At 67.2% G+C, this 25,498-nt stretch carries 24 protein-coding genes; 11 read left to right on the forward strand and 13 right to left on the reverse strand.

Features of this window, described 5'->3' with window-relative positions; translation table 11 throughout:
* Positions 1-12: 12 nt before the first annotated feature.
* Positions 13-510, reverse strand: coding sequence for a nucleoside deaminase (locus ABIE65_RS24845; protein WP_354081480.1), 498 nt, complete (start codon positions 508-510; stop codon positions 13-15).
* A 44-nt stretch (positions 511-554) separates the two neighbouring features.
* Here ABIE65_RS24845 and ABIE65_RS24850 point away from each other — a divergent pair, with 44 nt between their 5' ends.
* Both ABIE65_RS24850 and ABIE65_RS24855 read left to right on the forward strand, forming a co-directional pair.
* On the forward strand, positions 555-1,871 hold the full coding sequence (locus ABIE65_RS24850) for an O-acetylhomoserine aminocarboxypropyltransferase/cysteine synthase family protein (protein ID WP_354081481.1): 1,317 nt from the start codon (positions 555-557) through the stop codon (positions 1,869-1,871).
* 9 nt (positions 1,872-1,880) lie between these two features.
* The gene (locus tag ABIE65_RS24855) at positions 1,881-2,408 is read left to right on the forward strand and encodes a tetratricopeptide repeat protein (RefSeq protein WP_354081482.1); all 528 of its coding nucleotides are present in this window, start codon (positions 1,881-1,883) and stop codon (positions 2,406-2,408) included.
* On the opposite strand, the gene ABIE65_RS24860 is transcribed toward ABIE65_RS24855, so the two are convergent.
* Positions 2,405-3,439, reverse strand: a complete 1,035-nt coding sequence (locus tag ABIE65_RS24860; protein WP_354081483.1) for a DUF6635 family protein — start codon at positions 3,437-3,439, stop codon at positions 2,405-2,407. The genes ABIE65_RS24855 and ABIE65_RS24860 overlap by 4 nt on opposite strands.
* 149 nt (positions 3,440-3,588) lie before the next feature.
* On the opposite strand from ABIE65_RS24860, the gene ABIE65_RS24865 reads away from it, so the two are divergent.
* Complete coding sequence (locus ABIE65_RS24865; protein ID WP_354081484.1) at positions 3,589-7,758, forward strand: AsmA family protein; 4,170 nt, start codon at positions 3,589-3,591, stop codon at positions 7,756-7,758.
* A 63-nt stretch (positions 7,759-7,821) separates the two neighbouring features.
* On the opposite strand, the gene dxs is transcribed toward ABIE65_RS24865, so the two are convergent.
* The 5 genes from dxs to ABIE65_RS24890 form a co-directional block, all read right to left on the reverse strand.
* On the reverse strand, positions 7,822-9,741 hold the full coding sequence (gene dxs / locus ABIE65_RS24870; protein WP_354081542.1) for a 1-deoxy-D-xylulose-5-phosphate synthase: 1,920 nt from the start codon (positions 9,739-9,741) through the stop codon (positions 7,822-7,824).
* Between the two features lie 24 nt (positions 9,742-9,765).
* Positions 9,766-10,662 (reverse strand): polyprenyl synthetase family protein, encoded by an 897-nt coding sequence (locus ABIE65_RS24875; RefSeq protein ID WP_354081485.1) that lies wholly within the window; start codon positions 10,660-10,662, stop codon positions 9,766-9,768.
* Between the two features lie 19 nt (positions 10,663-10,681).
* Positions 10,682-10,936, reverse strand: a complete 255-nt coding sequence (locus ABIE65_RS24880) for an exodeoxyribonuclease VII small subunit (protein WP_354081486.1) — start codon at positions 10,934-10,936, stop codon at positions 10,682-10,684.
* Positions 10,937-11,055: 119 nt separating this feature from the next.
* Positions 11,056-11,982: a histone deacetylase family protein gene (locus ABIE65_RS24885; protein WP_354081487.1), complete on the reverse strand. Its 927-nt coding sequence runs from the start codon at positions 11,980-11,982 to the stop codon at positions 11,056-11,058.
* Between the two features lie 60 nt (positions 11,983-12,042).
* Positions 12,043-12,345, reverse strand: a complete 303-nt coding sequence (locus ABIE65_RS24890) for a hypothetical protein (RefSeq protein WP_354081488.1) — start codon at positions 12,343-12,345, stop codon at positions 12,043-12,045.
* 756 nt (positions 12,346-13,101) lie between these two features.
* On the opposite strand from ABIE65_RS24890, the gene ABIE65_RS24895 reads away from it, so the two are divergent.
* The gene (locus ABIE65_RS24895; protein ID WP_354081489.1) at positions 13,102-13,257 is read left to right on the forward strand and encodes a hypothetical protein; all 156 of its coding nucleotides are present in this window, start codon (positions 13,102-13,104) and stop codon (positions 13,255-13,257) included.
* A gap of 185 nt (positions 13,258-13,442) precedes the next feature.
* Positions 13,443-14,099: a helix-turn-helix domain-containing protein gene (locus tag ABIE65_RS24900; protein ID WP_354081490.1), complete on the forward strand. Its 657-nt coding sequence runs from the start codon at positions 13,443-13,445 to the stop codon at positions 14,097-14,099.
* Positions 14,100-14,111: 12 nt separating this feature from the next.
* Here ABIE65_RS24900 and ABIE65_RS24905 read toward each other — a convergent pair whose 3' ends face one another.
* From ABIE65_RS24905 to ABIE65_RS24930, 6 genes are all read right to left on the reverse strand, one after another.
* On the reverse strand, positions 14,112-14,834 hold the full coding sequence (locus tag ABIE65_RS24905; protein WP_354081491.1) for a maleate cis-trans isomerase family protein: 723 nt from the start codon (positions 14,832-14,834) through the stop codon (positions 14,112-14,114).
* Positions 14,835-14,858: 24 nt separating this feature from the next.
* Positions 14,859-15,422, reverse strand: a complete 564-nt coding sequence (locus tag ABIE65_RS24910) for a histidine phosphatase family protein (protein ID WP_354081492.1) — start codon at positions 15,420-15,422, stop codon at positions 14,859-14,861.
* A 39-nt stretch (positions 15,423-15,461) separates the two neighbouring features.
* Positions 15,462-16,862, reverse strand: coding sequence for a sensor histidine kinase (locus ABIE65_RS24915; protein ID WP_354081493.1), 1,401 nt, complete (start codon positions 16,860-16,862; stop codon positions 15,462-15,464).
* Between the two features lie 68 nt (positions 16,863-16,930).
* Positions 16,931-17,830, reverse strand: coding sequence for an EamA family transporter (locus ABIE65_RS24920; RefSeq protein ID WP_354081494.1), 900 nt, complete (start codon positions 17,828-17,830; stop codon positions 16,931-16,933).
* Between the two features lie 90 nt (positions 17,831-17,920).
* Positions 17,921-18,658: an SDR family oxidoreductase gene (locus ABIE65_RS24925; RefSeq protein WP_354081495.1), complete on the reverse strand. Its 738-nt coding sequence runs from the start codon at positions 18,656-18,658 to the stop codon at positions 17,921-17,923.
* Between the two features lie 36 nt (positions 18,659-18,694).
* Positions 18,695-20,383: a DHA2 family efflux MFS transporter permease subunit gene (locus tag ABIE65_RS24930; protein ID WP_354081496.1), complete on the reverse strand. Its 1,689-nt coding sequence runs from the start codon at positions 20,381-20,383 to the stop codon at positions 18,695-18,697.
* An 82-nt stretch (positions 20,384-20,465) separates the two neighbouring features.
* On the opposite strand from ABIE65_RS24930, the gene ABIE65_RS24935 reads away from it, so the two are divergent.
* The 6 genes from ABIE65_RS24935 (at position 20,466) to ABIE65_RS24960 (ending at position 25,488) form a co-directional block, all read left to right on the forward strand.
* Positions 20,466-21,323, forward strand: a complete 858-nt coding sequence (locus ABIE65_RS24935; protein WP_502918572.1) for an NUDIX hydrolase — start codon at positions 20,466-20,468, stop codon at positions 21,321-21,323.
* A complete protein-coding gene (locus ABIE65_RS24940) occupies positions 21,313-21,612 on the forward strand; it encodes a cupin domain-containing protein (protein ID WP_354081498.1) in 300 nt (99 codons plus the stop codon). The genes ABIE65_RS24935 and ABIE65_RS24940 overlap by 11 nt, the downstream gene beginning before the upstream one ends.
* Before the next feature lie 115 nt (positions 21,613-21,727).
* Positions 21,728-22,402, forward strand: a complete 675-nt coding sequence (locus ABIE65_RS24945; RefSeq protein WP_354081499.1) for an orotate phosphoribosyltransferase — start codon at positions 21,728-21,730, stop codon at positions 22,400-22,402.
* A gap of 17 nt (positions 22,403-22,419) precedes the next feature.
* The gene (locus ABIE65_RS24950) at positions 22,420-23,208 is read left to right on the forward strand and encodes a hydroxypyruvate isomerase family protein (RefSeq protein ID WP_354081500.1); all 789 of its coding nucleotides are present in this window, start codon (positions 22,420-22,422) and stop codon (positions 23,206-23,208) included.
* Complete coding sequence (locus ABIE65_RS24955) at positions 23,175-24,878, forward strand: peptide ABC transporter substrate-binding protein (protein ID WP_354081501.1); 1,704 nt, start codon at positions 23,175-23,177, stop codon at positions 24,876-24,878. The genes ABIE65_RS24950 and ABIE65_RS24955 overlap by 34 nt, the downstream gene beginning before the upstream one ends.
* Positions 24,868-25,488, forward strand: a complete 621-nt coding sequence (locus ABIE65_RS24960; protein ID WP_354081502.1) for a GNAT family N-acetyltransferase — start codon at positions 24,868-24,870, stop codon at positions 25,486-25,488. Before ABIE65_RS24955 ends, ABIE65_RS24960 begins: the two co-directional genes overlap by 11 nt.
* Positions 25,489-25,498 lie beyond the last annotated feature (10 nt).

The following is a 25,498-nucleotide window of genomic DNA, read 5'->3' on the forward strand; positions in this document are numbered from 1 at the left end:
CTACAGGAACGCCTACCCGTTCGGCCGCCGCGCGGCAAAGAAGGCCCGAAGCAGATCCGCCGACTCCCGCTCGGAAATCCCACCATAGACTTCCGGGCGGTGGTGGCAGCTGGTCTGGGCGAAGATGCGGGCGCCGTTGTCGATGCCGCCGCCTTTCGGATCCTCCGCCCCGTAGTAGACGCGGCGGATCCGCGCGAACGCCAGGGCCTGGGCGCACATGGGGCAGGGCTCGAGGGTTACATAAAGGTCGCACTCTGTCAGGCGGGGGCTCCCGAGCATCGATGCAGCACGGCGAACAGCCAGCATTTCCGCATGTGCGGTAGGATCCGGCGTCGTTTCGACCTCATTGTGCGTCCGCACCAGTATGCGGCCGGTGGGTGCATGAACCAGGACGGCGCCTACGGGGACTTCATCGCTAGCCGCGGCGGCGCGCGCCTCGTCGAGCGCCGCTCGCATGAAGCGACCTAGGAGCAGTGGGTCGTCTCGTCTGAATTCCATGCGCCCGATCATTCGGCTAGACTGCGCGCAACGCAAAAAGCACCCGGGAGACCGTCATGACCGTCGACAGCCAGCATCCTGAGACGATCGTCCTGCATGCGGGCTATCGCGCGGACCCTGCGACGGGTTCGGTCGCGGTTCCGATCTACCAGACGACATCCTACCAGTTCCGCGACACTCAGCATGCCGCCGATCTGTTCGCCCTCAAGGAACTCGGGAACATCTACACCCGGATCATGAACCCGACCTGTGACGTGCTCGAAAAGCGCGTCGCGGCACTGGAGGGCGGCGTCGCCGGTCTGGCGCTCGCGTCCGGCCAGTCGGCATCGGCGATGGCGCTGCAGAACATCGCGCACGCGGGCGACAATGTCGTAAGTTCTACAGACCTTTACGGGGGAACGTGGAACCTCTTTGCGAACACGCTGAAGGATCAGGGGATAGAGGTTCGCTTCGTCGATCCGAGCGACCCCGAGAACTTCAGGCGTGCGACAGACGACCGGACGCGCGCCTACTATGCCGAGACGCTCCCCAATCCGAAGCTAGCCGTCTTCCCGATCAAGGAGGTCGCGGATATCGGGCGGCCCCTCGGTATCCCGCTGATCATGGACAACACGGCAGCGCCGATCCTCTGCCGCCCGCTCGATCACGGCGCGGCGGTGGTCGTCTATTCGACGACCAAGTATATCGGCGGCCACGGGACCTCGATCGGCGGCCTGATCGTCGACGGCGGCAAGTTCGATTGGGAGGCCGTGCCGACACGCCAGCCCTATCTTAACCAGCCCGACCCCAGCTATCACGGCGCCGTCTGGACCCAGGCGGTCAAGGGCATCGGCCCGGTCGCCTACATCATCAAGGCCCGGACCACGCTGTTGCGTGACCTGGGCGCCTGCATGAGCCCGTTCAACGCCTTCGCTTCCATCCAGGGGCTCGAGACGCTGCCGCTGCGGATGCGCGAACACTGCCGCAACGGCATGGCGGTGGCGGAGTTCCTGAAGGGCCACCCGGCCGTATCACGGGTGATCTATCCCGGCCTGATGGACGGCGAGGCACGCCGCAGGGCTGACACCTACCTGAAGGGCGGCTTCGGCGGACTCGTCGGCTTCGAGCTGTCGGGGGGCCGCGATGCCGGCCGGGATTTCATCGATGCGCTGAAGCTGCTGTATCACGTCGCGAACATAGGCGATGCGCGCAGCCTCGCCATCCATCCGGCCTCGACGACCCATTCGCAGCTCGAACCCGAGGAATTGGCCGCGACCGGCGTGTCCGACGGCTATGTTCGCCTCTCGATCGGCCTGGAACATATCGACGATATCCTGGCCGACCTCGGCCAGGCGTTGCACGCGGCGACCGGCATGCGCGCCGCCGCGGAATAGGAGATGGGTATGGGCATAGCCGCGCGGCTCTCCGCCGCTTTGATTGTGTCGGCGGTGGCGATTTCGGGCGCGGCTCCCGCCATGGCGGGTGTGCCGGAGGGCAAGGCTGCGCTCGATCGGTTCGATTATCGCGCTGCCATGTCGGAGTTTTCCGACGCGGCAGCGATGGGCGATGCCGAAGGCCAGTATCAGCTGGGGCTGCTGTACATGCTCGGCCATGGCGGTATTCAGCAGGACTACGGTCGCGCGGCGCAGTGGTTTCAACGCGCGGCCGCCACGGGTCATCCCCGCGCGATGTATATGCTCGGCAACCTCTATGCGACCGGCAACGGCGTCGAGCGCAACTACGAGGAGGCCCGCAAGCTGATGCTGACGGCGGAGCCGGGCCTGCGGGACGCGACGCGGCTGTCTGCCCGTGCGACCGCGGTCATGATCGGCGAACTGCTGGAGGCGCGGCGTCGCGGCGTTACCGTGACGCCCGTGGCTGCGACGCCCGGTATCGCCAAGCCCCAAAGCCAGCCGCGTCCGCGGCGCTAGCGCACAGGCACCGCCGCGCGTGCGACTTCGATAAGATCGACCATTCGCGCCACATATTGGTCGCGGATGACGAACGCGCTGTCGCCGGAGCCGGTCAGTTCGCGTTCCAGCGCATCGACCAGCCGGTTCAGCCTGCGTTGGTGCATCCCGAGGTGCACCTGCAGCGGGTCCGTGATGACGCCGGCAAACGATGCCGCCAGCGCCGGAATCAGCAGCAGCCCGCCGGTTATCCCCGCCGCGAGGAGGGGCGACGCCGCGGCCGGTGCTGCGGCGAACCAGACCCTGGCGCCCGTCCCGAGCGGCAGCGCCAGTCCTGCAGCCCGCTGCGCCACGACCCGCGCGATCATCGGCCCCAGGGTCAGCGCCCCCGGCGTCCATTGCCGGAAAGCGAGGGCCCCCACGCCGGCGTGGAGTAGGGTGCTCGCCATCTCGACCGCGGCAGCGCGGGTGGATGCATATGCCTCCATCGTCTCGGTCAGCCAGCGGCGGTAGCGCTCGTCTCCCGCCCGTCGTCCCACCTCCGCCAGGGCGGCCAGCAGAACTGGCCCCACGGCTGGATCCGCCAGGATCTCTTCGGCGAGCGCATCGTGCGCGCTTCGCCGAGGCGGCTTGGCATGGGGCTGCTCGTATGGCAGCTCCAGCAGGTCGGTCAGGAGGCGCCACTCGACCTCGCGTGCGACGTCGGTGGCGATCGCCAGTCGTGGCGCACCCAGCCGCTGCGCGGCGGCGCGATATCCGGCAGCCCGAGCTCCCTGCGCTGCGGCATAGCGCATCATGGCGGGGACGGCCGCCAGCGCGTTCGCCGGTGCCCTTACGAGATCCCAGCCGACGGCCGTGCGATGCAGCGACAGGGCGCCCCGCCAGCCGAAGGTTCGGCGCGCGAAGGGGCCTATGCGCTGGCGCCTCGCAGCAATGTAGCGGCCGATGGCGGCGTCGGCCGCCCGCACCACGGCAGCGCGTTCGGGGGCGGGAATCGGCGTGCCCGCTGTCACGCCGACGGCCGACGGTGAGGATCCTGGTTCGCTGTCCATGCTGCGTGAACGTCCGGGTGCCTCCATAGTGGCGCGGTCTCCGGGCATCCGATGCAGATGTTTTTCGGGTGGCGGGGTGGCCGTCGGATCCGTTTGCGGCCATCATCCCGGCCTGGCAAGCGCATACGTAACCGGGAGATCCGGTGCCCATGAAAAAAGTCGCTATCGGTATCGGCGCGTTGATCGTCGTCATCGTCGTGGCACTGTTCGCCGTCCCGGCCCTGATCGACTGGAACGGCTACAAGCCGCAGATCGCCGCGGCCGTGAAGGACGCGACCGGCCGCGAGTTGGTGATAGAGGGCGACCTCGCGATCTCTGTCTTGCCGAGCGTGCGGTTCAGCGCCGCCGGCGTGAAGTTCGCAAACGCCACCGGCATGGAGCCGGCCTACATGGCGAGCGTGCAGCGGATCGAGGGCGAGGTAGCGCTACTGCCTCTGCTCGGCCGCACCATCGTCGTGAAGCGGCTGCTGGTCGAGCAGCCCGAAGCCGATCTCCGCGTCGATGCCGCGGGCAATCCGAACTGGGTCTTTTCGGGTTCGCCCGCAGATGCGCAGGATCGTCCCGAGCCGCAGGGCGAGGAGGCGGGCTTCGGCGGGGAAGTGCGCATCGAGAACGCGCGTATCGTCGGTGGCCGCATCGGGTTCGCCGACGCGCGCACCGGCCAGAGGATCGACGCGGTCGACGTCGGTGTCGACCTGTCGGTGCCTGGGCTGTCGGATGTCGCCACTTTCGACGCGCGCATGACGCTGAACGGCGATCCCGTCACGGCGCGCTTCTCCTTGGACACGCCGCGCCGGGTGATCGACGGTGAGAAGGCGCAGGCCGTTGTTGCGCTGGAGTCGCCGAAAGCCCGCGCCGGCTACACGGGCGGCGTCCAGAACCAACCGGTCCCCGGTCTCGATGGGACCTTCGACCTCGATATCCCGTCGGTCGGGTCTCTGGTGGGATGGCTGGGCCGGCCCTTGCCTGCGGGCCAGCCGGATCCGGGACCGGTGAAGGCGCACGCGGTCTTCGCCGCTGACGGTCCGCGCATGGCGCTGACCGAGGCAGTGCTCCAGGGACGAGACCTGGACGCGAAGGCGTCCGGCAGCGTCGATCTGTCGGGTCCTGCGCCGAAGGTGGCACTCACCGTGGAGAGTGGCGTCATCAACGTCGACCGTTATCTGCCACCCCCGCCGAAGGAGACGCTGAAGGCTCCGCCGTCGAAGGCCGGGCCCCGGGACGGCCCGATTGCAAGCCTGCCGGACGAGGCGCTCGATCTCGAAACGCTGCGGCAGGGCGAGGCGGACATTCGCGTGCGCATCGCCGGTATCAGAGTGATGGGCTTCACCGTCGGGCAGACGGATTTCACCGCGACGTTGAAGGACGGCAAGCTCGCTGCGGACCTCGATCAGCTGCAGATCTACGGCGGCACCGTCCAAGCGCGCACGACCCTGGATGCGTCCGGTCCGGCGCTGGCACTCGCCGCGAGCGGCAAGGTCGACAAGGTCGACGTCGGTGCGCTCGCCCGCGCGGCATCGCCGAAAGAGCAGCCACCGGTCGCGGGCGTCGTGTCCGCGACGCTCGAAGCCGATGGGCATGGTGAAAGTGTCCGCAAACTGGCCGAGAGCCTCAAGGGTCGGCTGACCGCGGACCTGGGCGGGATGAATGTCGCCAACGCAGCCGCTGGGGCACTCTCCGGACTGACGCTGGACCTGACCCTGCCCGGATTGGACAGGGAGCCGACGCTGGCGGCGACGTTCGTCTACAACCGGGAGAAGGTCTCGGTTCAGGCGCAGACCTCGCCGCTGCCGCAAATCGTGTCCGGCGACCGCTTCGATCTCGATGCATCCGTGAAATCGGCCGTAGTCACAGCGGGCTACGACGGTGCGGTGATCAAGGCGCCGGTCGCCGGCCTCGACGGGACCTTCACCTTCTATGCGCCCTCTGCCGCGCGCATGGCTGCCTGGCTCGGCCGGCCGATCGAAGGTCAGGATCCCGGACCGATCAAGGCGCGCGCCGTGTTCGCCGGCGACGGTGCAAAGATCGTCCTGCGCGAGGCGACTATCGCCTCGGCCGGTCTCGACGCGACCGCAAAGGGTTCGTGGGAGCAGAAAGGCGCCGTCACGCAGCTTGCGCTGGACGTGAAGGGCGGTGTCCTCGACGTCGACCGCTATGTGGGGCCTGCTGCACCGGCCGCGTCGCCAGCGGGGACCGGACCGGCAGGGAATCCCTTCGCCACATTACCCAACGAGCCCGTCGACCTCTCCGCGCTCCGCAATCTCGATGCCGACGTGAAGGTGGACCTGGCGGGCGTGAAGGCGGCAGGACAAAGGCTTGGCCGCGTGGCGTTGACCGCTCGGGTCGATCGGGGCATCGCGACGATGAAGGTCGACGAACTCGCACTGTACGGCGGGCGGGTCGGCGGCACGGTGAAGGCCGATGCATCCGGCAAGGTGCTCGCTCTCGATGCGGACTTGAAGGCGTCCGGCGTGCGGGTCGACGAGCTGCTTCAGGCGTCGGGTGGACCACCGGTACTCGGTGGGACCGCTGCCCTCGACCTGACGGCACAGAGCCGCGGCGCATCTGCACGCGCCCTCGCCGACGCGCTTTCCGGACGGCTGACAACCCGCCTCGCTGGCGGCGGACAGGGGCAGATCCCCCTGTCGGACCTCGACCTGAGCCTCGACCTGCCGGGAATGGCCAAGCAGGCCTCGCTCCAGGTCGCGGCGACCTACAACGGGGAGAAGGTGACGGCCACCGCTACTGTGAAGGATCCGCGCGCAGCCCTCGGCGGCAACCGTTTTCCGGCGTCCTTATCGCTTTCCGCGGCACCCGTTACGGCCGGCTTCGACGGTACGGTGCAGCAAGCCCCCCTGCCGGGACTGGACGGGAAGGTCGATCTCGACGTTGCGTCGGTCGCCCGCCTCGCCGCTTGGCTGGGGCAGCCACTCGACCAGCCGGACCCGGGCCCCCTGAAGGTGACGGCGACGTTGGCCGCCGATGGCCCGCGGATCGCACTCAAACAGGCGACGATCGACGGCAAGGCGCTCAAGGCCACTGCCGAAGGCAGCATCGACACGACATCGATGCCCCGACGATTCGACGCGAAGGTCGTCGTTCGCGAGGCCGACCTCGACGCCTATCTGCCGCCGTCCGTCACCGCTGCGCCGCAGAAACCGACGCCCGGACAACCGACCGCCACGACCGGCTGGAACGAGGAGCCGATCGACCTCGCAGCATTGCGCGAGAACACCGGCAAGGTTGATGTGACGCTCAATGCCGTCCGCTATCGCGGCCTCGTCGTCGAGACGGGGCGGATGACGGCGACCCTGGCGGGAGGAACATTGACCACGGCGTTATCAGACGTCCGGACCGCGGGGGGCAGCATCGCCGGAAAGGCTTCGCTCGCCGACACCGGGCGCGGGGTCAAACTCGATTACGACGCCTCGGCTTCGGGTCTCGCGGCACGCCCCCTTCTGACCGCCTTCGCCGGTACCGACCGGCTCGCCGGCACCGCCAGCTTCGCCGCGCAGGGGACGGGCACGGGCCGAAGCCAGAAGGACCTCATGTCCAGCCTCGACGGCGCCGGCTCGTTCAAGTTCCTCGACGGCGCGGTCTACGGCATCAACATCGCGGCGGCGTTGCGCAAGGTCGGTGCCGCTGGCCTGGACCAGGCGGCAGGAGCCGAGCAGAAGACAGACTTCGCCGAACTCTCCGGCACCTATGTGATCCGCGACGGGATCGTGGAGAACAAGGACCTGAAGATGCTGGCGCCGCTGCTGCGTCTCGGCGGCGGCGGCACGGTCGACCTGCCACGGCAGACCGTCGACTACACGGTCGATGCGACGCTGGTGGCGAGCCTGAAGGGGCAGGGCGGGAATGAGGATCTCGCCGGGATCCCGGTGCCGATCCGCATCACCGGCCCCTGGTCGGCGCCGCGATACGACGTGCAGTGGGACCGGATGCTGCAGAATCTCGCCAAGGATCCCGAAAAGCTCAAGAACCTGCCGGGGTCGTTGAAGGATCTCGCTGCCGGAAGCGGCGTCAAGCTCCCCATCCCCGGCCTCGGAACCGGAGACGGTACTGGATCCGGCGCGGGCGGGATCGGAGGGCTGCTGCAGGGCCTCACCGGCCAGAGGGCGGCCCCGAGTGCGCCTGACGGTGCCCCGACCGGCGGCACGTCGGCTCCCGCCGCACCGACGCCGCCCAAATCGCCGACGGCACCCCAGGCACCGACGACGCAGTCCGCACCGTCGAGCACTCCTCAGGCCGGGCAGCCGAAGCCGCGGCAGGAAAGCGAGCCCGAGAAGCTGTTGCGCGGGCTGTTCAACCGATGAACTGAGGGGGCGGTCGCCGGCCTTCGCCGCCGGTGGCCGCCTGCCGTCGTGCTCGTCGCGGCCTCAGGCGCGCGCCGGGCGCTCGACGGCGTCCCGGCCGAGTGCCATCAGTGCGGTCGCGACGATGCCTGCAGCGTCGAGGCCGGCGATCTCGTACTGCCGTTCCGGCTTGTCGTGATCGACGAAAATGTCCGGCATGACCATCGGCCGGACCTTCAGGCCGGCGTCGAGCAGGCCCTGGTGGGCGAGAAGGTGGAGAACCTGCGTCGCGAAGCCGCCGATCGAGCCCTCCTCGATGGTGATCAGGACCTCGTGCTCGCGGGCGAGCCGGCGCAGCATGTCTTCGTCGAGCGGCTTGGCGAAGCGTGCGTCGGCGACTGTGGTGGAAAGGCCGCGTGCCTGGAGCTGGTCGGCCGCGGCGAGGCATTCCTGGAGGCGCCCGCCGTAGCTGACGATCGCGACAGTGGTGCCCTCGCGCAGGATCCTGCCCTTGCCGATTTCCAGTGGTGCGCCGATGGCTGGCAGTTCGAGACCGATGCCTTCGCCACGCGGATAGCGGAGGGCGGAGGGGCGGTCGTCGATGCGCGCGGCAGTGGCCACCATGTGCCGCAGTTCGACCTCGTCGGCCGCCGCCATCAGGACGAAGCCGGGCAGGCATCCGAGATAGGCGACGTCGAACGAGCCGTGATGCGTGGCACCGTCGGCGCCGACATAGCCGGCGCGATCGATGGCGAAGCGAACCGGCAGTTGCTGGATCGCGACGTCGTGCACGACCTGGTCGTAACCGCGCTGCAGGAAGGTCGAGTAGATCGCGGCGAACGGCCGGAACCCTTCCGAAGCCAAACCGGCCGCGAACGTCACGGCGTGCTGCTCCGCGATACCGACGTCGAAGGCGCGGTCTGGGAAGCGCTTGGCGAAGGCGTCGACACCTGTGCCTCCCGGCATCGCCCCGGTGATCGCCACGATGCGCTCGTCCCGCTCCGCCTCGGCGATGAGGCTTTCCGCGAAAACCTTCGTATAGGCGGGCGCCTTGGCGGTCGACTTGGCCTGGACCCCGGTGACGACGTCGAACTTGGCCACGCCGTGATACTTGTCGGCGGATGCTTCGGCCGGTGCGTAGCCCTTGCCCTTCTGGGTAACGGCATGCACCAGGACCGGCCGCGTCTCCCGGCTGTCGCGCACGTTGCGCAGGACCGGCAGCAGGTGCGAGAGATTATGCCCGTCGACCGGCCCGATATAGTAGAAGCCCATCTCCTCGAACAGGGTGCCGCCGGTGAGTAGCCCGCGGGCATATTCCTCGGCCCGGTGAGCCGCCTTCTTGAACGGATCCGGGAAATGCTCCGCCATCTGCTTGGCCACGTGGCGGAACGAGCGGTACGACTTCGACGAGATCAGGCGCGACAGATAGGCGCTCATGGCGCCGACCGGCGGCGCGATCGACATGTCGTTGTCGTTCAGGATGACGATCAGGCGCTTGTTCATCGACCCGGCATTGTTCATGGCCTCGTAAGCCATGCCGGCGCTCATCGCGCCATCGCCGATCACCGCGATCACGTCGTTGTCGGCACCTTGCAGGTCACGCGCCACCGCCATGCCCAGCCCGGCGGAGATAGAGGTCGAACTGTGCGCCGTGCCGAAGGGGTCGTATTCGCTTTCGGCGCGCCTGGTGAAGCCGGACAGGCCGCCGGCCTGGCGAAGCGTACGGATGCGGTCGCGGCGCCCGGTCAGGATCTTGTGGGGGTAGGCCTGGTGCCCGACATCCCAGATCAGCCGATCGCGCGGCGTATCGAACACGCTGTGAATCGCCACGGTCAGTTCCACCACGCCCAGACTGGCCCCGAGGTGACCACCCGTCAGCGAGACGGCGTCAATCGTCTCCTGCCGCAGTTCGTCGGCCAGCAGCGCCAACTGCTCATCGTCCAGGCGGCGAAGGTCCTCGGGCCACGTCACGCCGTCCAGAAGGGGGGTCTTCGTGTTGGGAATCGTCACGGTAGCTTGGCCCTCCCTTTATGACCTTCGCTCGACCACGAACCTGGCGGCGGCCCGGAAAGGATCGGCGCCACTGCCCAGGCCGTCGAGATGCGCGACCGCCTGGTTGGCGAGCATGACAGCGTGCTGACGTGCCGCCTCCACGCCCAGCAGGGCGACCACCGTCGCCTTGCCGGCGCCCGCATCCTTGCCGACCCGCTTGCCGGTTTCCGCTTCGCTTCCTTCGGCATCCAGCAGATCGTCGGCGATCTGGAAAGCGAACCCGAGGTCGTGGGCATAGGCTGCGAGAGCCGCCCGGACTTGGCTTCCGGCATTGCCGAGCACCGCGCCGGCCGAACAGGAGAATGCGATGAGCGCGCCCGTCTTCAAGCGCTCGAGCCGGGCGACCGCACCGATGTCGAAATTCTCTTCTGCCGCACGCAGGTCCAGCATCTGGCCGCCGACCATGCCGCGTCCGCCAGCCGCAGCGGCGAGGTCGCGCACAAGGTCGCAGCGAACCTGCGGATCCCAGTGCGTGTCCGTATCCGCGAGGACCTCGAACGCCAGGGTCTGCAGCGCATCGCCGGCAAGGATCGCGGTGGCCTCGTCGAAGCGACGGTGCACCGTCGGGCGCCCGCGTCGCACGTCGTCGTCGTCCATCGCCGGCAGGTCGTCATGCACCAGCGAGTAGGCATGGACGAACTCCACCGCAGCCGCCACCCGCAGCGCGCTCTGTTCCTTGACGCCGAACATGCGCGCCCCCGTGAGAACGAAGAACGGGCGCATCCGCTTGCCTGGCCCCAGGACGGCGTAGCGCATCGCTTCGAACAGAGGGGCCTCCGGTCCGGTCGGCTCAGGCAGGAGCCTGTCGATCACCGCGTCCACGGACGCAGCTGCGTCCGAGAGAGCGGACCTGAAGATCGCGGAGGTGTTCATGCTGGGCTCGGTCGGGTCGTCAGAACGGAATGTCGGACGGCTCGGCCCGCACGGTTCCGTCCGGTGACAGCGAAATACGCTCGACCCGTTCCTGTGCCTCGCGCAGCTTGGCCTCGCACTGCCGCTTCAGTGCGACGCCGCGCTCATACGATTCGATGGCCTGGTCCAGCGTGACCTGACCGCGCTCGAGGCTCGTGACGATGGCTTCCAGCTCCTTCAGCGCGGCCTCGAAGCTCAGGCTTTCCGGAGCAGCTCCTACCGTCTCTTCCTGCATACGCTCGTCCAACTCGCTCGATGCCGCACGATCCGCGGCGCGATGGATAGACATAATGCCCTTTGAACGCCATCGCGACCCCGGTGTTGCCAATCTCGGGCTTTAGGCGCGATTCGGACCTATGCGGCCATCAATACGCGGACGTGAGCGGCTGCGCTCGCGGCGAGGGATTCGAGATCGTAGCCACCTTCGAGCGTCGAGACGATGCGTCCCGCGCAGTGGCGCGACGCCAGTTCAACCAGCTTTTCGGTCACCCAGGCGAAGTCGTCGGCGACGAGGTGCAACTGGGCGAGGGGATCGGCCGCATGCGCATCGAACCCGGCCGATATCATCAGCAGATCGGGGCGAAACTGCTCGAGTTCCGGCAGGATCCGCTCCGCAAAGACCAGGCGGAACGTCTCGCCAGCCGCGCCCGGAGGCAGGGGTGCATTGAAGATGTTGCCGACGCCGCGCTCCGCTGCTCGTCCCGTTCCTGGGTAGAGCGGCATCTGGTGGGTGGATCCGAAGAACAGGCGCGCATCGTTCTCGAATGCGGCCTGCGTGCCGTTGCCGTGGTGGACGTCGAAATCGACGACAGCGACCCGGTCCAGCCCGTGGACAGCGAGCGCATGAAACGCGCCGACGGCGATGTTGTTGAAGAAGCAGAAACCCATCGCCCGGTTAGGCTCGGCATGGTGGCCGGGCGGGCGAACGGCACAGAAGGCGTTCGTTGCTTCTCCGCCCATGACGGCATCCACGGCAGCGCGGACGGCCCCGGCGGCTCGCACCACCGCGTCGCGCGAACCAGGCGACGCGATGGTGTCGTCGTCGAATCGAACGTAGCCGTCGGTCGGCATTCCGGCGAGCACGGCCGCTACATACTCCGCGCCGTGCACGCGCGCGAGTTCCGCAGGCGTCGCCTCCGGCGCTTCGCGCAACGCCAGCGCCTCGAATTCCGGGCCGGAGAGGGCTGTCAGAACCGCCTGCAGCCTGGCCGGCCGCTCTGGATGTCCGAGCGCGGTATCATGGCCGAGGCATGCCTGATGAGTGATCAGAAGCGTGGTCATGTCCGCTCCCCGCTGCCGCACCTGGTCCGAAGGCGATCCCGGCCGGGACGCGGCGCACCGTCAGTTGATCCTGGTATAGGTGAAGGGTCCGAGTTCCATGTAGCCGAGCTCCGGTTGGCCGACGACGGCCATCGTCTCGAGCAACTGGTCGCCGTCCCGATCGTAGAAGCAGATCCCCTTGGCAGTGGGAATCGACAGCCGCGGATTGCCCGTGAAGGCGCACCAGGCCGTCGGTGAGCCCGTGCCGGAAGCGGTCAGCTCGAGCCCGTCATCGATCTCGACGCGCCCCATATCGCCGAACGACCGATAAAGACGGCCGTGGAGGCGGACCGATTGCGGCTGAACCACGGCGGGGGCCGCCATCGCTGGGGTGGCAGCGGATGCGCCGCTGTCGGTTGGGGCCGGCGAGAGCGTCGTAGCGACGACCACGGGTCCCGTTGTCGAGACTGCCGCCGGGCGAGCAGGGGGGGGCGCAAGGTTGACCGGCTCACGCTCCAGCAGGGGCTCCGCGACGGCAGTCGCATTCTGCCGGGGAGTAGCGGCCGCTGGGGCGAGGGGTGTCGCGGCATCCTGGCTTGGCGGCGGCGGCGGCGGCGGTGGCGCCGGACGAGGGGAAGGGGCAATCGCAGGCACCGCTGCGCTTCCATACCAGGTGGATGAGCCGTCCCAGGCGCTGACGCCCCCAGGACGGGAGAAATCGCATCCCGCGACCGCGGTGGCAGCAAGCCAGACAGGTAGGAGATGAGCCCATCTCAGCCTTGCCCGGAGCGCTGTTGTCTTATGCGGCATGTATGGCCTGCCCTTTCGTCCCGATCCAACAGGGGTAGTCAAAAACGAGCCGAAAAGCCACAGGATCAGCGTGCTTCAACTTTCGTCATCCGTCTCAATTCCGCCGCATATGGACGATGATGTTGGTCGGTAGACGCAGGGCGGCCACCACCTATATCCGGTTAGGGCGGTATGTGGGTCCCGTCACCGCGAGCGGTACGACTTAGAGAAATTTTGGACCTGACACGGCTCTTTGGGCGTTGCTGCGGAAGAGAGGCTTGTTCTCTCATTTTGAGAATACGATAGTATGTCCGAGGACATGCGGCATTTACATGTGGGTTGGTGGCTTCGATGGTCACACACTATGGGATCACCCTTCCAGGCGTTCACTCGCCGCGTCATCCGGGCGACCTGCGGTGGCCGGCACGGCACGTCGCCCTCGCGCTGATGCTGTATCTGGCTCTCGCGTGGTCGGCGCTCAGCCTGATCGTGATGTTGCTGGTGTGAGTGGCTGGGCCCTGGGGCTGATCGCAGCGTACGGCGCCTTGTCCAGCGTGGTGACGTTGGTGGGATACCGGTTTGGCCGTCAGCCGTTCTTTCGCGCATGCCTGCTCGGTGCGGCATGGCCGCTATTGGCGGCTGGCGCCTTTATTTCGGTCAGTGACGATGCCCGCTCCTGAGGATCGGAGACGATGAAGAATGGATCGGCCGGGGCCGGTTCGGGAGGCCCCTCCGGGAACGACGGCGAGGACGCCCGACGCGAGGCGAGCCGGACCTATCATCGGGAGTACAATCGGCGGAGGTTTGCCGAGGATCCCGAGTTCCGTGAACGCAAGAACCGGAACAATCGCGACTATTACCGTCGCCGCTGGGAAGCCGATCCCGCGTTCCGCGAGCGCAAGCGCGAGGCGAACCGCAAGTCGCAGGAACGGCGGCAGTCGAGCCGCGAGGGCGAGCCCAGGCTCGGGCGGCGGCGCGGGCCGACGGAGATCGACCGTCATGTCGGGAGCAGGGTGCGCGACCGCAGACGGGCACTGCGGATCCCCATCGACGAGGTGTCGGATCTGCTCGGGGTGAAGCGCCGTCAGGTCGCGCTCTACGAGCGCGGCGAGACGACCCTCACGTCCAGCCAGCTCCACCAACTGGCACAGCGTTTCGCGGTTGCCGTGGACTGGTTCTTCGCCGAACTCGACGACGATGCCCCCGCCGGCAGCGCGGCCAGTGAGGTGTTGCCGCCGGAGTCCCCGGAGACGGAGGAGGTCGCCCGAGCGTTCGCCGCGATTACCGACGAGGTTTCGCGGTTACGAATGCTCAGCCTCGTCCAGAGCCTGTCCGAAATCCGGAACTGACGCCCCGATCGGTCAAAGCGTGAACAGGTGGCCTCTGTGACCTAGGCGCCGTGGGTCGACGCCGGCGGCAGTCAATGCTCCCCACATCGAGGTGGCGATGCTATCGAACATCATGATGCCGGTGCGCGCCTCCAGGGCGGGGGTGGACGTCGCCGCATCCATGTTTGTGCACAGGACGGTGATCCCCTGCGGTCCCGTTTCTGCGACTTCCGCAACCATCCGTTCGATCCGGGGCGCCGTTACGTCGGCAAAATGGAAGTTCCGGCTTTCGCCGGCGTGCCGTTCACCGGTACAGACGAAGCCTTCCTTGGCCATCGTCTCGACGATTCGTGCCTGCACGTCCGAGGTGTAAGGCGATACCAGACCGAATCGCTGGACCGCAGCCCGTCTGAAGAGTTCGACGAGTGACAAAACCGCTGACGTTGCCGGAATCCCGGTGCGTTCGGTGATGGCTGCGCACAGTCGTCTATCGCTGTCGAGCCCCATCCAGCCCGCAGAGGTTCCGTTCCAGCAGATGGCGTCTACCTTCGCATCCGCGAGCAATTCCGCGGCCCCCAGCATCGGCGCCATGTCGAACTGCCCCAGCGCCGCGTCGCGTAGCGAGATCTCCACCACGCGGAATCGCCCGAAGTGAACGGATACCTCGGGCAAGTCGGCGACAAGGGCGGCACACACTGGTTCGAGCACGGTGTTCGACGACGGCGTGAGCATCCCGAGACGGATACGGTCGGGCACGGCAATAGCCTCCGGATCTGCGGATCAGTCGATCGGGACGGTTCGTCCGGTCGGATCGTATCGCACGAGGGCGCCGTTCTGCACCGTCTGTCCCGTGAGCGCGCGGATTACGCCCCAATGCGTCACGACTGCGACCCGTCGCCAGTCTTCACGCTCGACCATACGGTCGCGGAAGGTCGTGCATCGCGCTTCGAGCAGGGCCTCGGGCTCGTCCTCGTGATGCCACCAGCGTTCGTCGAGATGATCGAACGCATGCGCCGGCCATAGCGCCGCCAGCTCGGATCTCGCCGTCCCGATGTCGCAGGCGAAGCCCATGCGCTCACGGATCAACGGTTCCACGCGGATTGGCAGGTCCAGCTCCGCTGCAATGATCGCCGCCGTCTCGAGCGTGCGCCGATAGGGGCTGACGACCAGCTCCACGACGTCCTCTCCTGCCAGCGCCGCCGCCGCAGCAGCAGCCTGGGTGCGCCCGATATGCGTCAGGCCCGGATCCTCTATCCCTGGATCCTGCCGCGTCGCACCGAAATGAAGGTTGAAAAGAGTCTGGCCGTGGCGGATCAGGATCATGGCCGCGTCGGTCTCGCCCATCTGCACGGCGGGAAGAAGTCGCTAAGTTAGCACGGCCCCTCAGGTCGCCAAAGCATCGCGACTCTCGGAGCCGCGATGGCCGGCGTCCGGTACTTGCGGCAGCCTGAGCGTCACGCAGGTTCCCTCGTCGGGGCGGCTCTCGATATCCAGCGTCGCACCGATCATGCGGGCCAGCCGGTCGGCGATAGCCAGGCCGATCCCCATTCCTGAACCCGAACGTGAGGTCAGCCCGCCGAATCCGTGAAACGCCTCGCGTACATGCGGCAGCCGGCTGGTGTCGATGCCAGGCCCGTTATCGGTGATGCGCACCCAGACCTCCTCGCGGCCGTGATCCGGCTCCCGACTGCACAGCGCCTCCAGTTGGACTGCTCTTCCCGGAGGGGTGTAGTTCACAGCGTTGTCGAGAAGGTTCGTCAGAAGCTGTCGTAGTGCGCCCGCGTCACTCACCACCCGACCTGCATCGGGGCAGATCCGGCGCGAAAACACGAGCCGCTTCTGCTCGATTCGTCCGGCGAAGCTGTCCGCGACGTCTGCCGTCACTGCGTTGAGGTCCACCGGCTCTGCCGTGACGGCACTGCCTTCGATGCGTGACAGTTCCAGCAGGCCGGTCAGAATGCCGAGCAGATGCCGGCTGCTCCCGGCGATGTCGCGGACATAGCCCTGGTTTCGCCCGCCGATCGGGCCGAACATCTCACTGTCGACCATGTCCGCGAAACCGATGATCGCGTTCAGCGGCGTCCGCAACTCATGGCTCATATGAGCCAGGAACGCCGTCTTCGCCTGACTAGCCCGCTCAGCCCGCGCCATCGCCTCTTGAAGAAGCGTTTCCGAGCGCCGGCGTTCGATGGCTATGCCCGCTACCTGGGCCGCATTCTCGATGAAGTCGAGGTCGTCCTGAGAAGGCGCCCGCGGGGTCGCATAATACGTCCCGAAAGAGCCCAGGCAGGTGCCGTCGCTCGCGAATACCGGCTCGGACCAGCATGCCCCAAGCCCGGCCCGCGCCGCGAGATCGCGAAAGTTCTTCCAGAGCGGGTCGGCCTGGATATCGATCACGACGACGCGCTGCCGCAAATGGGCGGCGGTACCGCAGGAGCCGACGGCGGGACCGATCTCGGTCCCATCAATCGCCCGACAGTACCAGTCGGGAAGACTGGGGGCCGCTCCGTGTTTCAGGCGGCCGTCCTGGACCAGGAGGATGGAGGCGATCATGCCGGGCGCTGCACTCTCGGCACCGCGAACGAGCGTCTCTAGGACCTCTTCAAGGGCTCCGCCTCGGGCGAGCAGCCGCAATGCGCGGTTCTGCCCATGGAGTAGCCGGTCGTGCGCCGGATGCCTGTCATGCCGCGGCTTGCCGAGGTCGTCGGGCCGGCAGCCGGGGGTAAGCGAAACCTTGCTGTCGACCGTGGTCATCTGCTGCGATGTACCGATCTCGTTCTGCACGTGCAGGCATGCTCAATGAGGGTATTGCACCACGGTCCGATTAAGAACCCTTCAATAGAGGGATCAAGTCAAAGCAGCAGCACCAGGATGCCGCCGATGACGAGGAGGATTCCGACGATCTCCGTTGGATTGGTTCGTTCCCGAAAGACCATGACGGAGGCGATGAAGGTGAAGACGAGCTCGATCTGACCCAGCGCCCGCACGTGGGCCGCATTCTCGATCGTCATGGCGGTGAACCAACCGGCAGAGGCCGCCATACCCGATACGCCGACCCAGATCGAAACCCGCCACGAGCGGGCAACGGCGGTCAGTTGCCCCGGCTCGCGGATGCGCATGTAGACGGCCATCACCACCGTCTGCAGGATCAGTACGAAAGCCAGCGTGAAGGCGGCGCGGATGGCGAAGTTGCCGCTGTCGAGCGACAGCGATGCAGCCCGGTACGAAACAGCCGACACGCCGAAGAAAGCGCCCGACGCCAGACCGATGAGGGCGGGCTTGTCGAGCCAACTCGTCAACAGGCGCCGCGCCGTGAGTTCGGTTCGCGCCACCGACAGGGCGATCACGCCCGCCAGGCTGATCAGGATCGCCGCCAAGGCCTGCGTCGAGACGGCATCGCCAATGACCAGTGCGCCGATGAGCGCCGTCTGCACCGTCTCGGTCTTGGAATAGGTGGTGCCGACCGTGAAATTACGGAACGAGAAGAGGTAGACGAGCAGCGCGGTCGCTGCGATCTGCGCGAGACCGCCGACCGCAGCATAGCCGGCGAAGGTCCAGTGCAGATCGGGCAGCGGATCGCCGCTCACCTGCGCCACGCCGGCCAGATAGAGCCATGCGAACGGCACGGCATAGACGAAGCGGGAGAAGGTGGCGCCGGAGGTGCTGAGCCTGCCTTTGAGGTGCTTCTGGAGCGCCGACCGCAGGTTCTGGCAGAACGCGGCGAAGACGGTGATCGGGATCCAGAGTTCCATTAGGGCAATCCCTAGCTGATCGGCCGCGGACACGGCCGGGGCGTGGCGGCCACGATGGGCCGCTGACGATGTTGGAGACGGATTGGAGGCTTAGGGCTTGCCGCCGCCGACCCGAAGCTGCGCGCCGGCCACATAGGAGGCGGCATCCGAGAGCAGCCAGACGACGGCCTCGGCGATCTCTTCCGGTCGGGCGGCGCGGCCCATCGGCACGCCGGCGCCGACGCGGCGCGCGCGATCCGGCCCCGGCATGTCGGTTTCGGTTATGCCCGGCAGCACGCCGTTCACCCGAATGCCTTCGCCTGCGACTTCCTGCGACAGGCCGATGGTGAGACTGTTCAGGGCGCCCTTCGACAGGGCATAGAGCACCCCGTCGCCGGGGTTGCCGATATAGGCAGACCCCGACGACACGTTCACGATGGCCCCGCCCTTGCCGCCGTGCCGCGTCGACATGCGCGCGATCGCCTCCTGCGCACACCAGATGCAGCCTTCGACATTGACCGCCAGCACCTGCCGGACATCGGCCGGGTCGAGTGCATCCAGCCGGCCGCGCGGGCCGTGGATCCCGGCATTGTTCACCAACGCCGTCGCCACGCCGAGGTCGCGGTCCACGGTCTCGAACATGCGGCGAACGGCATCCCGGTCACCCGTGTCCGCCTGCACCGGGAAGCCGCGCCCGCCGGCGGCGTCGACGTCGCGGGCGACCGCCTCCGCCTCTGCCCTGCCGCTGCGATAGTTGACGGCGACGCTCCAGCCGCGCGCCCCGAGCAGTCGGCAGACCGCCGCACCGATGCCTCGGCTGCCTCCTGTGACGATCGCTGTTCCAGTCATGATTCCCCCCGCGCATCGTGTCGTCGTGGTGCCCGCTCATGCACGCGCCGAGCCGGCGGGTGCCACGGGCTGCATCCGGCGGCTCGCCGCCTGCGCTCGTCCCATGATCCAGGCCGGGAGCACGGCGAAGATCGCGAGGCCGGCGGCCGCCAGGAACGTGTCTTGAAAGGCGAGGGCGCTCGCCTGCGCGTACACCACCTGTCCCAGATAGTGCAGCGCACCGGGCATCTGCTGCGTTTCCGCAACACCCGTCTGCGCCAGGATTTCCTCCACTGAATGGAGCAGGGCGCGGCTCGTCGCGTTGGCGTAGTTCTGCGTCGCGGTCAGCGCCTCCGCATGGAATCGCGTCCGCATCTCGAGGAAGACGACCAGCAGGTTCACGCCGCACGCGCCGCCCAGCATCCGGACGAAATTGATGGCTCCCGATCCCTGGCTCACCTGGTCCGGGCGCAGCGAGCGCAGCGCGGCCGTGTTGAGCGGCGGCATCGTCATGGCGAGGCCGAACCGGTTGACCAGGGTGAAGACGACGAACGTCCAGAACGCCGTGTTGGCGTCTGCTCCCGCCATCATGATGAAGCCGAGCCCGAAGAGCGATTGCCCGATCATGATCGGGATGTAGGCGGGGATGGTGTCGACGATCCGCCCCGCCAGCGGAAAGATCATCGCCATCATCAGGCCGCCAGGCATCAGCAGGAGGCCGGCGCGCGTCGGCGTGTAGCCCTGCACGGTCTGCACGAACAGCGCCGTGATGAAGATCGAGCCGAACATCCCGAAGCCGAAGATGAAGCCGACGACGGCAGCCGAGGCAAACTGCGCATTCTTGAACAGGTTCAGATCGAGCAGCGGCGAGCGCGCGTGGAACTGCCAGGCGATGAAGCCGAGGACGGCGAGCGCACCGGCGGTCAGCTGCAGGACGATGATGTCCGAGGACCAGCCTTCGCGCTGGCCGCTGGCGAAGCCATTGAGGAGGCAGGTCAGCGCCGTGACCATCAGCAGGAAGCCGAGATAGTCGAACGGACGCGCCGCGGTCCCCGGCGTCTTCATCGGCATGAAGATCGAACCGAGGGCCAGTGCGATCCCGCAGAGCGGCAGCGGCAGGTAGAAGACTGCGCGCCAGCTGAACGTGTCGATGACCAGCCCGCCGAGCGTCGGTCCGAAGGCGGGCGCCAGGACGACGCCGAGGCCGAACAGTCCCATGGCCGTTCCGCGGCGTTCCGGCGGAAAGACCGTGAAGATGGTCATCATGGAGAGCGGCTGGATGATCCCCGCACAGCCGCCCTGCAGGACGCGGGCCAGGATCACCGTCTCCAGATTCTGGGCGAGGCCGCCGATGAAGCAGGACACGATCGCGACGGCCAGCGTCCCGATGAAGGTCGCGCGCTGGCCGAACACCGACACGAGCCAGGCGTTCAGCAGCATGGTCGCGACCTGGCTGGCGAAGAAGGCCGTTGCGATCCACTGTGCCTTGTCCTGGCCGACGCCGAAGGCCCCCATGACGTTGGGCACGGCCACGGCGACGCTGGTCGACGAGAGCACCATCGAGACCATGGCCAGCAGCACCGCGCCGGTCACCAGCCACCGATAGGCGGGTCCGTAGCGGGCTGTCAGAACGTCGACGGTCTCGGCGGTCAAAGCGTGTCCCCGGAAGCGCGGCCGATCCCGCGCCGCCGCGATGCTCGCAGGAGCGGCGCCGGGCGGCAATGGCCGGAAGCGCGGGCCCGCCATGCGTGCTGGGCTGGGTCCTCCTGTCGGCGCCACGGCCGTGTTAGGTTAGCCTGGACATTTAGAACGAGGATGAAGCGTGACGATGGACAAACCGGTGGCGCCGGCACGGCTGGCTTCGACGATCCTGCTGGTGCGCGACGGCGGCCGCGGCCTGGAGGTCTTCATGGTCGTGCGCCACCACGAGATCGACTTCGCCTCGGGGGCACTGGTGTTTCCGGGCGGATCGGTCGATGCGGCGGACCGTGATCCCCGCGTCAGGACCATGACCTCGGGCTGCGAGGGATTCGACGACGACGATCTCGCCTTCCGGGTGGCGGCCATTCGCGAGGCGTTCGAGGAGTGCGGCGTGCTGCTCGCCCGGCCGCGCGGCGCTCCGGCGCTCGTCGATGCCGGACGACTGAAGCACCTGGAGGACATGTATCGCGCGGCACTCGAGCGCGGCGATGTCGGTATCGCCGACATGCTGGAGCGCGAGGACCTCGAACTTGCCTGCGAATTGCTGGTGCCGTATGCGCGCTGGATCACGCCGGTCCAGCTTCCCAAGCGCTTCGACACGATGTTCTTCGTCGCAAGGGCACCCGAGGATCATGTCGCCATCCATGACGGCCGCGAATCGGTCGATTCCGTCTGGATCCATCCCGACGAGGCGTGCCGGCAGGCGGACGCGGGCGAGCGCACGGTGATCTTCCCCACGCGACTGAACCTGGAGAAGCTTTCCCGGACTGGCGCCTCGGTCGAGGCCGTGTGTGCCGCCGCCGCCGCCGCCCCGGTCGTCACGGTGCTGCCGCGCATCGAGAAGATCGAGGGCGGCCGGATCATGCACATTCCGATCGAGGCCGGTTACGGCGACTCCCGTTTCCCCATCGAAGGCAGCCCGGGAGCCGGCAGCGCGCGCCGCATGCAACTCGCACAACCCCTTGGAGATACGAATGCCGGCTGATGCCGCACGCCCTGCCGCCGTCCCCACGCGCCAGGTGGACAACGACCGCGTCTGCGTCACCGAATGGCGCTTCGCCCCGAACGCCGCGACCGGATGGCACCGCCACGCGCACGACTACGTCGTCGTGCCCCTGATGGACGGAAAGCTCCTCCTGAAGCACCCCGACGGCAGCGAGACGACGGCCGACCTGAAGGCCGGGGTCTCCTATTTCCGCGAGACCGGCGTCGAGCACGACGTCATAAACGCGAGCGGCCACGAGTTCGCCTTCGTCGAGATCGAGATGAAATAGCGCCGGCGCCGATGCACTTTCGGTCGGGCTTCAAGGGAACGACGGCCCCGGTTCGCGCTTTTCCTGGCGGGCAGGGGAGGGTACACCGGGCGTTCCGGCAACTGGAGCAGATGGCATGGCTGACGTAACGCAGGATCGACGGCGCATCGCCGACACGACGGCGGGTATCCTGCTGGAAATCGGGGCCATCCTGGCGAATACGGACGAACCCTTCACCTTCACGTCCGGCAGCCGCAGCCCCGTCTACGTCGATATCCGCAAGCTGATCGGCTACCCGCGTGCCCGCGCCAAGATCATGGACATGGCCGTCGAGGTCATCGGTCAGGAGATCGGCTACGAGTCGATCGACGCGATCGCCGGAGGGGAGACGGCCGGCATTCCGTTTGCCGCATGGATCGCCGAACGGATGGGGCTGCCCATGGTTTATGTCCGCAAGAAACCCAAGGGGTTCGGGCGGATGGCTCAGATCGAAGGTGAGCTCCGTGAGGGGCAGCGCGTGCTTCTCGTCGAGGATCTGGCCAGCGAAGGCGGCAGCAAGATCGCCTTCTGCAACGCCTTGCGGCAGGCCGGGGCGGTCGTCGGTCACACGTTCGTGGTCTTCCACTACGGCATTTTCCCCGAGAGCATCGACCGCCTGCGGGAGATGGGCGTTCGGCTGCATGGTCTCGCGACCTGGGCCGATGCCATCGACACGGCCGAGAAGCGCGGCTACTTCCCGCCGCCCGTCGCCGCAGATGTGCGCCGCTTTCTCGACGATCCCCGCGGCTGGGCCGCTTCCCGGGGCCTCTGAAACCAGGATCCGAAGCCATGACGCGCTTCAGTGCGAACATCTCGATGATGTTCACCGAGCGGCCGCTGCGGGAGCGGTTCGCGGCGGCGGGCGCTGCGGGATTTCCCGGTGTGGAGATCCAGTTTCCATACGAACTGGCCGCCGACGATATGGCTCGGCTTGCCCGGCTCGCCGGTGTCGAGATCGCCAGCTTCAACACGCCGATCGGCAACCGTGCCGCCGGCGAGGTCGGCATCGCGTCGTTGCCCCGTCGCGAGGCGGATTTTCGCCAGCATGTCGTGCTGGCACGGGACTACGCGACGGCCGTGCGCTGCCGGAACGTCAACGTGCTGGTCGGAGTCTGCTTGGACGGCGGCAATAAAGACCGCTGCATCAATGTCTTGTACGACAATCTCTACTACGCCGCTTCGGAACTGCAGGCCGCCGGCATCCGGCTCACGATCGAGCCCATGAACACGACCGACCGTCCAGGCTACCTGATCAACACGCTGGACGAAGCGTCGGCCGTGATCGACCGCATCGGCCACCCCAACCTGAAGATCGAGGCCGATCTCTATCACATGGCGATGATGGAGGAGGACATCCCGGCCTCGTTGCGCCGCAACCTGCACAACATCGGGCACGTGCAGTTCGCCGACTGGCCGGGTCGCCACGAACCGGGCACCGGCGCGTTGGACCTCCCGGCGATCGTCGCTCTTCTGGAGGCGGGAGGGTACGGTAGCTGGTTCAGTGCCGAATATGTCCCGAGCGAGACGACGGAGAGGACCCTGTCTTGGTACGAGCCCTGGCGATCCGCCGCGACATGACCGGGCGCGCGGCGCGAAGGCTTTTGGCTTTCGGGCTGATGCTGGTCATTGCCTGCATGTGGGGCCGCAGCGCCGATGCCCGGGACCGACTGGTGGTCGGCATCACGCAGTACCCGTCGACGTTTCACCCCAACATCGATTCGATGCTCGCCAAGAGCTACGTTCTCGGCCTGGCCCGCCGGCCGGTCACCGTCTACGACCCGTCCTGGGAACTGGTCTGCATGCTGTGCACGACCCTTCCGACGATCGAGAACGGCGGCGCGAAACGCGAGCAGCGTGCCGACGGCGGGGAGGGAATCGCGGTCACCTATACGCTTCAGCCGGAGGCGCGCTGGGGCGACGGCACGCCCGTTTCGACGAAGGACGTGCTATTCACCTGGGAAGTCGGACGCCATCCCAAGGCTGGGATCGCGAACGCCGAACTCTACCGGCGGATCCTGTCGATCGACGTGCAGGACGAAAAGACCTTCACGCTGCATCTCGACAGGATCGAGTTCGAATACAACGCCATCAACGATTTCGGCCTCTTGCCGGCGCACCTTGAGAGACCGGTTTTCGAGAAGGATCCCGCGACCTACCGCAATCGCACCCTCTACGACACGAAGACGGACGAGCCTGGGCTGTATTTCGGCCCCTATCGCATCGTTGAGGCCGTGGCCGGCTCGCATGTGGCGCTGGAACGCAATCCGACATGGTGGGGCAAGAAGCCGGCGTTCGACCGTGTCGTCGTGCGGATCCTCGAGAACACTGCGGCGCTCGAAGCCAACCTGCTGTCCGGGTCGATCGACTATATCGCCGGCGAGTTGGGTCTGGCATTGGACCAGGCACTGGCGCTGGAGAGGCGACGGGGCGGGGACTTCCAGGTCGTCTACAAGCCCAGCCTCGTCTATGAGCATGTCGACCTCAACCTGGAGAATCCGGTGCTGGCGGATCGTCGGGTGAGGCAGGCACTGCTCTACGCGCTGGATCGGAAGATGCTCACCGAGCGGCTGTTTGCGGGGAAGCAAGCGGTCGCGGACAGCTTCGTGAACCCGCTCGACTGGGTTCATTCCGGCGATCTTCCCACCTATCCGCACGATCCCGGCCGCGCCGCGGCGCTTCTTGATGCGGCCGGCTGGACGGAGATGCGACAGGGCATAAGGCACGATGCCGAGGGCAAGCCGCTGTCGCTGGAGCTGATGACGACAGCCGGCAACCGAACCCGGGAGCTGGTTCAACAGGTGCTGCAGAGCCAGTGGAAGGCCGTCGGCGTCGATGTCCGCATCAACAACCAGCCCGCTCGTGTCTTCTTCGGCGAGACGATGTCCAAGCGGCGATTCTCCAGCATGGGGATGTACGCCTGGATGTCCGCGCCGGAGAACGTGCCGCGGACGACCCAGCATTCCAGCATGATCCCGTCCGACGACAACGGGTGGTCGGGCCAGAACTACCCGGGCTACGTCAATGCGGAAGCCGATCGGCTGATCGACGCGATCGAGGTCGAGTTGGATCGGGACAAGCGCGCCGGCATGTGGGCCGAACTCCAGCGCCTCTACATGCAGGAATTGCCGGCCCTCCCGCTCTACTTCCGCTCGGAGGCGCACGTGATGCCGAAATGGCTGCGCGGGGTCGTCCCGACCGGTCACCAGTATCCGGTGACGCTCTGGGCGGAGGACTGGCGTGCCGAGTGAGGGCGAGGGGGGATCGCAGGGGCACTCCCTTGCGGTCGTCCCCACTGGGAAGATCGCGGCGGTGGTGACGCATCTCGAGATGCTGGCGCCGCCACTCGCTCTGTCCGCGCCGGCAGCGCACGCGAACCTGGCCGTCGAGCGCGTGGCGATGCCCGACATCGACTGGTACCGGGGCATCTATCGCGCCGTCGGCGAGGACTGGCTCTGGTATACGCGGCTGGCGATGGACGATGCCGAACTGGCGGCGAGCATCCGACAGCCCGGCATCGAGATCTATCGGCTCGTGCGAGAAAACGCCGATATCGGTTTGCTGGAACTGGATTTTCGCTTCCGACCGGACGTCGAATTGGTGTTCTTCGGGGTGGTTGCCGACGCGATCGGGACGGGAGCCGCCCACATCCTCATGCGGCACGCGATCCACCGCGCATGGCGCGACGCGCCGAGGCGCTTCTGGGTCCACACCTGCACGCTGGACCATCCGCGTGCGCTGCGCTTCTACGAGCGAAGCGGCTTCCGCGCCTATAAACGCGAGATCGAGATCGACGACGACCCGCGACTGACCGGCGTCCTGCCGCGGTCGGCCGCCCCGTGGTACCCGATCGTCGAATAGAACGAGCCCC

It is taken from the genome of Constrictibacter sp. MBR-5, assembly GCF_040549485.1.
Taxonomy (GTDB): Bacteria; Pseudomonadota; Alphaproteobacteria; order JAJUGE01; family JAJUGE01; genus Constrictibacter.

Excerpts from the sequence above, each read along its gene's own strand:
- ABIE65_RS24945 (WP_354081499.1), top strand. The coding sequence starts at position 21,728 with ATGGCTGACGTAACGCAGGATCGACGGCGCATCGCCGACACGACGGCG.
- ABIE65_RS24890 (WP_354081488.1), bottom strand. The coding sequence starts at position 12,345 with ATGGCGGCCCCCGCCGTGGTTCAGCCGCAATCGGTCCGCCTCCACGGC.
- ABIE65_RS24845 (WP_354081480.1), bottom strand. The coding sequence starts at position 510 with ATGATCGGGCGCATGGAATTCAGACGAGACGACCCACTGCTCCTAGGT.
- ABIE65_RS24930 (WP_354081496.1), bottom strand. The coding sequence starts at position 20,383 with ATGGCGGGCCCGCGCTTCCGGCCATTGCCGCCCGGCGCCGCTCCTGCG.
- ABIE65_RS24935 (WP_502918572.1), top strand. The coding sequence starts at position 20,466 with ATGGACAAACCGGTGGCGCCGGCACGGCTGGCTTCGACGATCCTGCTG.
- ABIE65_RS24910 (WP_354081492.1), bottom strand. The coding sequence starts at position 15,422 with ATGGGCGAGACCGACGCGGCCATGATCCTGATCCGCCACGGCCAGACT.
- ABIE65_RS24940 (WP_354081498.1), top strand. The coding sequence starts at position 21,313 with ATGCCGGCTGATGCCGCACGCCCTGCCGCCGTCCCCACGCGCCAGGTG.
- ABIE65_RS24950 (WP_354081500.1), top strand. The coding sequence starts at position 22,420 with ATGACGCGCTTCAGTGCGAACATCTCGATGATGTTCACCGAGCGGCCG.
- ABIE65_RS24865 (WP_354081484.1), top strand. The coding sequence starts at position 3,589 with ATGAAAAAAGTCGCTATCGGTATCGGCGCGTTGATCGTCGTCATCGTC.
- ABIE65_RS24895 (WP_354081489.1), top strand. The coding sequence starts at position 13,102 with ATGGTCACACACTATGGGATCACCCTTCCAGGCGTTCACTCGCCGCGT.
- ABIE65_RS24885 (WP_354081487.1), bottom strand. The coding sequence starts at position 11,982 with ATGACCACGCTTCTGATCACTCATCAGGCATGCCTCGGCCATGATACC.
- ABIE65_RS24850 (WP_354081481.1), top strand. The coding sequence starts at position 555 with ATGACCGTCGACAGCCAGCATCCTGAGACGATCGTCCTGCATGCGGGC.
- ABIE65_RS24925 (WP_354081495.1), bottom strand. The coding sequence starts at position 18,658 with ATGACTGGAACAGCGATCGTCACAGGAGGCAGCCGAGGCATCGGTGCG.
- ABIE65_RS24900 (WP_354081490.1), top strand. The coding sequence starts at position 13,443 with ATGAAGAATGGATCGGCCGGGGCCGGTTCGGGAGGCCCCTCCGGGAAC.
- ABIE65_RS24880 (WP_354081486.1), bottom strand. The coding sequence starts at position 10,936 with ATGCAGGAAGAGACGGTAGGAGCTGCTCCGGAAAGCCTGAGCTTCGAG.
- ABIE65_RS24920 (WP_354081494.1), bottom strand. The coding sequence starts at position 17,830 with ATGGAACTCTGGATCCCGATCACCGTCTTCGCCGCGTTCTGCCAGAAC.
- ABIE65_RS24855 (WP_354081482.1), top strand. The coding sequence starts at position 1,881 with ATGGGCATAGCCGCGCGGCTCTCCGCCGCTTTGATTGTGTCGGCGGTG.
- ABIE65_RS24875 (WP_354081485.1), bottom strand. The coding sequence starts at position 10,662 with ATGAACACCTCCGCGATCTTCAGGTCCGCTCTCTCGGACGCAGCTGCG.
- ABIE65_RS24860 (WP_354081483.1), bottom strand. The coding sequence starts at position 3,439 with ATGGACAGCGAACCAGGATCCTCACCGTCGGCCGTCGGCGTGACAGCG.